The organism is uncultured Nostoc sp. (genome assembly GCF_964245575.1).
Classification (GTDB): Bacteria; Cyanobacteriota; Cyanobacteriia; order Cyanobacteriales; family Nostocaceae; genus Nostoc.
In genome coordinates this window covers 1-6,376 of record NZ_CAXTNP010000371.1, presented here as the reverse complement: position 1 = coordinate 6,376, position 6,376 = coordinate 1, and the positions used below count along the sequence as shown (strand labels likewise).

At 42.9% G+C, this 6,376-nt stretch carries 5 protein-coding genes; 1 reads left to right on the top strand and 4 read right to left on the bottom strand.

What is annotated here, in order from left to right; genetic code table 11:
* Nucleotides 1-22: 22 nt before the first annotated feature.
* Together ACFFAP_RS34610 and ACFFAP_RS34605 are read right to left on the bottom strand one after the other, a co-directional pair.
* Nucleotides 23-1,588, bottom strand: a complete 1,566-nt coding sequence (locus ACFFAP_RS34610) for a M23 family metallopeptidase (protein ID WP_375515451.1) — start codon at nucleotides 1,586-1,588, stop codon at nucleotides 23-25.
* A gap of 91 nt (nucleotides 1,589-1,679) precedes the next feature.
* Nucleotides 1,680-2,498 (bottom strand): biotin--[acetyl-CoA-carboxylase] ligase, encoded by an 819-nt coding sequence (locus ACFFAP_RS34605; protein ID WP_375515450.1) that lies wholly within the window; start codon nucleotides 2,496-2,498, stop codon nucleotides 1,680-1,682.
* Between the two features lie 77 nt (nucleotides 2,499-2,575).
* Between ACFFAP_RS34605 and pgeF the strand changes: the two genes are divergently transcribed.
* Nucleotides 2,576-3,355 carry a peptidoglycan editing factor PgeF gene (gene pgeF, locus ACFFAP_RS34600; RefSeq protein ID WP_375515449.1) on the top strand — a complete coding sequence of 260 codons (780 nt, stop codon included), beginning with the start codon at nucleotides 2,576-2,578 and terminating at the stop codon, nucleotides 3,353-3,355.
* A 90-nt stretch (nucleotides 3,356-3,445) separates the two neighbouring features.
* Here the strand turns inward: pgeF and ACFFAP_RS34595 are convergent, their stop codons facing one another.
* Complete coding sequence (locus ACFFAP_RS34595; RefSeq protein WP_375515448.1) at nucleotides 3,446-4,921, bottom strand: glycosyltransferase family 87 protein; 1,476 nt, start codon at nucleotides 4,919-4,921, stop codon at nucleotides 3,446-3,448.
* 244 nt (nucleotides 4,922-5,165) lie between these two features.
* Complete coding sequence (gene csaB / locus ACFFAP_RS34590; protein ID WP_375515447.1) at nucleotides 5,166-6,209, bottom strand: polysaccharide pyruvyl transferase CsaB; 1,044 nt, start codon at nucleotides 6,207-6,209, stop codon at nucleotides 5,166-5,168.
* Nucleotides 6,210-6,376: the final 167 nt, after the last annotated feature.

Genomic DNA, 6,376 nt, shown 5'->3' with positions numbered 1-6,376 from the left:
CCCCAGTCCCCAGTCCCCAGTCTCAGCTACCTGGTTCTTGGCTTACCTGAGCAGTTTGTAAACCTCGCACTAACTGGCTGAGGGCGCTTTGTAATTCCACGCCTGGGTCAGTAGCAACCCACCCATTCGGTGACAGGTGGCGAACTTCAAAGTGCAGGTGAGGGCCTGTGGAGTTCCCGGTGCTGCCAACTAGCCCGATGACAGTTCCAGGTTGTACCCATTGACCAGGTTGAACAAGGATTTCTGACATGTGACCGTAGAGAGTTTGTTCAGCAGATTTGTGATTTAGAATAACGGTTAAACCGTAACCACCCACCCAGTTAGCAGTTTCCACTTGACCAGCAGCTGCTGCTAAAACTGGTGTTCCCGTAGGCGCACCTAAGTCTGTACCAGCATGGAAGCGTTGATTACCTGTGATTGGATGAATTCGCCAACCAAATACAGAAGTGATGGCGGCGGGTATAGACAGTGGATACATCATTCCCGTACCACTATAGGCGACTCTCGCCGTGTAGGGGATTTGCGGCAATACTGATGCTAGTGAGAAGTCATAAGCTACGTTGCTGGGACGGGGTGCAATATTGCCATCTGCCATTGGTGGCGGTAAAGTACCACCACTCGGTGCGATGGGAGTTGCACTCACTGTTGTGGGGCTGAACTCGCCGGGACTCGGAATAAACCGATTAGGGCGAAATCCGCTCTTGGTGACACCGCTAGAACCACTTTGAGTTGGAGTGGCACGCCATCTGCTAGTGTTGCCAGTAGAAGATGCAATCTGCCGCACAGGTGAAACTACTGGTAATTGTGCATTTTGACTTCTTTTGAGCCAAGTAGGTGCTGGTTTATTATTAGAATCAGCTACACTCCTTTGTGGTACTTTGGCGCAAACGCCCCCTAATACACTTTGCCCTGATGGCAAAATGGCTCGACAACCACTGGAGCGTTCTGTGAGAATTACGGAATTTGGTGCTTGATAACTACCTGTGGCACCACTGTCATAACTATTAGGATCTATATAAGCGTTATTATAATCCTTGGTTTTTTCCGCCGTTGCACTGACAGAGCTGTTCGAGTTATTTGATGGTTGAGCAACTTCTGGAAGTTTTTCAGGTAAAGAGCGCAAAGGGGTATTGGGTTTTTCCTGTCTCACCCGTGCAGGAGTAACCTGGGAGGCTTCTACCTTAGGCTTTGACTGTCTGATAATTACAACAGGTTGGGCAGCTTCGATTTTGGGTGTAGACTGCCTAACTGGCTCTTTTGATTGAGCAACCTCTGGCTTGTGTAGTCTCTGTCTGAGTCTGGCTCGCCGTTGGGAAAATTCCGGTTGCGCTTGAGCGGCTTCTGGTGCAACAGCCTGCTTTTTAACTGGATTTGTAACTGCTGTTGGCTGGGAACTTTCAACTGTGGGAACGATATTGTCTATTTGTGTTTCCGTTTGGGCAAACACAAAGCCGCCGCTAAGGAGGCTGACGCTACTCAGCCAACAGAGGCTCTGAGCTGGTAGTGTTGAGGCAAAACGTTTTTTTGTTAGACCTTGCTGCCATAAGTAATGCAAACGATGAGGGGCAGAATTATTGCGCTGCGTCATTTGTTCTCTCAGTTGTGTGTAATTAGCAAGGAAGAGATGATGCTAGTGGTTTGTCTTGCCCAAAGAGCGAAATTTTGAACAAACCTCAAATTTAAACGGAAGATTTATGGTACCCCAAACTGATTGTACCGGGTTCAATATAAATTTCCGGTGTAATTAGTTCCTTTGTATCATGTGTTTCTAAATCAACTCGTAAATTTCCTTGAGGAGTCACCCCAACTACTTTACCTGAAATATTGTTGACGTAGACGCGATCGCCCATGTTTGTAAGCAAATCTAAATAGCGAGACAAAAGTACGTTTACTCCTTCTTGGCAAAGGCACTCTATACCGGATTCTATTCCCAGCAATACTGTAGAGGTGAGCATTTCCAGACAAGAAATTGGTCTGAAATCTTGGGAAGCTTGCCACGATTCCAGATTTATTCCAGTTTCGGGTACTGGGTTTGTCCAGTTAATACCAACACCAATTACTGCTTGTATAATTTGTCCTTTGTTTACTTTGGTTTCTGTCAAAATGCCACCTAGTTTGCGACCATTTAAAACTAAATCGTTGGGCCATTTTATCCCAACATCAACACCGCATTGGCGCAATTGAGAGGCAATTCCCCAAGCAGTAGCGAAAGTTAGCTGATAGCTGTCAGTAGCCTCTATTTTGTGGTCGAAAGAAATCGCCACGGAAACATATAATCCCCCAACCGGAGAAATCCACTGGCGTCCCCATTGTCCCCGCCCAGCAGATTGCACAGTTGCGATTACTACTGTTCCGGAAATAGCCCCTTGGTTGAGTAAGTTCCAGAGGGTTTGATTAGTTGAAGAGACGCTTTCAAAAAAGTGGAGGGAAAATGGTAAATATGTATACTTACGCCCTGCTTTCAAGGCTGCTTCCAAGTTTTGCAAATTAAATCCCACAGCAGTTAACCCAAATTCCGTTGTTCAAGTTAGCATTGATTGGCTGATGAGTGATTTCTGTTTAGGTTTGGTTGAAGATGCACACTTGGCACTGGCGCAATTGGGAAGGACTGCCCTATCTAACTTGTAGTATTCTGGAACGTTGGCATCACGGCTTCTTCACCCAGCAGTTTTGGCCGCGATCGCCACAAGTTATCACAGAAGTATTGCAACCAGAGGCATCAGTCTATCGCTTAAAGCAGGTTCATGGCAATACTGTTCTCACCCCCCAAGAAGTTGAGAGCTTCTTAAGCACTGCTGGGGAGGATTTGGCATCGGCAGATGGTTTAGTTAGCGAACAACCTCTCCAAGCTGTTTGGGTCGCTAGTGCAGATTGTACACCCGTGTTAATTGGGGATGTGCAAACTGGACGGGTGGCAGCATTACACGCAGGCTGGCGAGGGACTGCCAAAAAGATTGTTCCCTTAGCGATCGCTCAATTACAATCTCAAGGCAGCAAACTTGATGATTTACGCATTGCGATGGGGCCGGCGATCACTGGTGAGGTTTACCAAGTCTCTATCGAAGTGGCTGCTGAAATCGGAGCTAGCATTATACCATATAACGATGAAGAAAAAATTGTTCAAGCATTGTATGAATTACCAAATTCACCCTTACTAGAAGACCCCAATCTTGGAAAGGTAAGGTTAGATGTCCGGCGAGTGAATACCTTACAACTGGAAAACATGGGAATTAGTGCAGAACAAATTGCGATCGCACCTTATTGTACTTTCCAAACTCCAGAGCATTTCTTTTCTTACCGCCGGGAGAAAGAGAAAAAAGTTCAATGGTCAGGAATTGTTAGCGGTAAAAGGTAAATCTAATTTTAAACTTTAGTATCAATATGAGCAAATAATTACTAATTCGTAATTCGTAAGTCCTAGCAACTACGAATTACGAATTACGAATTATATCTCAATTCGATTCAAAGATTCAAATTTCATCACCTGTTTTTGACGAAGGGAACTAATTGCTAAAACTAAAATACTCAGAGTGATTCCTAAAACCGCATAACTCGGTAGGGCGAAGATAGTTATTTTCATAATGTATGGCAATTCCCCTGCTTTCACGTTCCATCGGTTTGCTAGAGAGTGGATGAGCCAGCCATGAATAACTGCTGTTTGCACTGCAAGACAGCAAACCCCTGCTAACCAAACAGACATTCTTCTCCTAGAGAATTTACAATGCCTGATCTGATACAGCAAATCATTGAGCAAAAAAACAACAGCAGGTATTAACATCACAGAACTAGTTTCCTGCGAATAATTGATGCCAATACTCAAGCAAGAAACTATTACCATTTCTGCTAAATATATTTTTTTTGACCAGTCTGTAAGAGATTGTTGTAAATACCAATACCAACCCGTCAAACCAAGAAGTATCAGAACAATTAAGTTTGACAAAAGCTTGGCAAAGAATGGGTTATTGGGAACTAATCTCGGCCCCACAACCATCAAATCTAGACGACTGATCGATATATAAGGGCTAACTGCGGGATCGTTTTGCCAGAGGGAAAATCCACGAGATGCATCCGACACGAATTGTGTCAAAGAATTACCTGTCAAGGCTAGACCTAAAAATGCTAGACAAGTTACTGTGATAACAGATACAAAAACTAGAGAGAACCGTCTTTTAAATAGAAAATACAGAACGAATAATGCAGCTAATGTTGGTTTACAAAGGGCAAGCCCTAAGCAAATTCCTGCTGGAATATCCTGATTTTTTCTAGCAAAGATAAACATCCATAAGATAAGAACTGCAATCAAAATTGCTATATTACCAACTTGAAGATCGCGAACTACGCCATAAATTAAGGCAATAGAGATTGTGCAAATAGTTCTGAAAGCTCGTGATTTCGACTCTAGCAATATATTCGCTCCCCATAAGGCTAATCCGATTGCTAATATATGCATTAAAATCGAGATTTTAAATGCAGTATTCATCGAAAAATAACCGAGAAACCAGATGAGAGGAATAATATTAGGTGGATAGACAAACGGTGGAAGAGAGCCACACACCGTAGTTATGGTACAAAAATTCTGATTAAAAATCTCGACATTAAAAGGACTCACATGCTGATGAGCCAATTTACTCGCCACATAATACCACTGAAAATCCCATAAAGGTGGATTTGGCTGGTTTAGGAAATAAAGTAGCCAACCTGTATAACAGAGAAATCTTGTAACGACTAATACAACACTTGCTTGGAGGAGGAAGTTAACAATTGGTTGACGAAAAAATTGTATCAACCGTTGGATCACTGAAGATTTTAAGAATAAAGAATTTTTCCAGGCTGCCTTTTCTTCATCTAATCGCCAATTATTTTTGAGAACTAAAGCAACTAAAATTACTATAATTAGGTTCCAAAAGCCAAAGCTGATCATTAAAATTATCTCAATAATTATTTTTGCATTTAGTAAATAGTATCGCTAAAGTGAATCTGGATAATAAATACTGAGGTATTTTTATAATCACTTCATAAAATTTTGACAATTACTCCCTTCCCGCTAAAAGAATGATTAATAAAAGCCGCAAAAGAGGGATTTGCGTAGATACACAATATGATTCTTTTGTACAGTGGGTAAGTTCTAAAAGTTTTCCATTTTATTCGCTCTACATTGTTCACTCTTACTTATTACATAAAGCGTGGCTCAATAACTCGCGGTGCATTAATGCTCTATCTACTAAAGATTGTATTTGCTCTGGTGATAACGGATCACCATTAGCGTAATGCTCCATCCAAGTCAGACTAATCAAATTGGGGTCATCTGGTAAACTAGCTAAATCCCATCCAGGCATTTCCAAGTCTTCCATCAGACGATTTACTTTAGGATCATAACTGAGAGCAAAGCAGCGACAACCAACAGATGCAGCCATAATCAAGCTGTGTAGGCGCATCCCAATCGCCATTTCAACGCCGCGAAACACACCTTTCAAAAGTTGCGGATCTTCCAGACATAAAATCTTGCTAACATCTTTAAGATGTGGTTGAATGGCTTCGGCAATACTTAAATCTTCACTTTTTTGAAATGGCAGTAGTAAAATAAAAGCTTGCGTAGCTTTTTGAAAGTCAACCAAAGCACGAGTTAAGTTTGCTAGGCGTGTTTCTGTAAGTTGGGGATGCGATCGCAACGTTAGTGCAACTCTCGGCGCAGGTAAATCCCAAAGTCCTGGAACTGGTTTTGACTCCAACGCCCAAACTGGGTCAGGAGCTATAATACAAGGAATTTGCCAATCAGATAATAAAGCAGCACTGGCGCGATCGCGGACACTGATTTTGGTACAATTACCAAAGGTTTGCCGTGCCAGCCAGCGAGTTTGCGGACGCACTAACGGGCCAATACCCTGCGCCCAAGCAACAGTTTTCAAACCCATTTTCTGCGCCAATGCCATCAATCCCCCATAATAAAATGGGCTGATAGTGCTGGTAACATCCTGAATGAGACTCCCGCCGCCCCAAATCAAGGCATCACTTGAGCGTAAAGCTTGCAGCACTGCTAAGGGAGCCATGCGATCGTAGGTTTCTACATTGTAGCGATCGCGCGTTTGTTCTGGATTACCAGAAAGCACCACAGGCGTTACATCAGATGGTAGCATTTGCAAAAGCGTCGCCAACAAAGCTTCGTCACCACCATTACCTTTACCGTAATACCCAGACAATAACGCCCGCATCTTGACCATTTTGGATTTTAGATTTTAGATTTTGGATTAATAGTTATTGTTAAATGAATCTCTGTCCCCGATACAGATGATAAACTCAATCCTAAGTTCTACTTTGAATAGTGCAGAAGACAGTTAGAACTGCCTCTAAACTCGGAAGTTGAGCCTCTGAACTCGGA

Coding starts and splice junctions, on each gene's coding strand:
- ACFFAP_RS34610 (WP_375515451.1), bottom strand. CDS start 1,588: ATGACGCAGCGCAATAATTCTGCCCCTCATCGTTTGCATTACTTATGG.
- pgeF (WP_375515449.1), top strand. CDS start 2,576: ATGCACACTTGGCACTGGCGCAATTGGGAAGGACTGCCCTATCTAACT.
- ACFFAP_RS34595 (WP_375515448.1), bottom strand. CDS start 4,921: ATGATCAGCTTTGGCTTTTGGAACCTAATTATAGTAATTTTAGTTGCT.
- csaB (WP_375515447.1), bottom strand. CDS start 6,209: ATGCGGGCGTTATTGTCTGGGTATTACGGTAAAGGTAATGGTGGTGAC.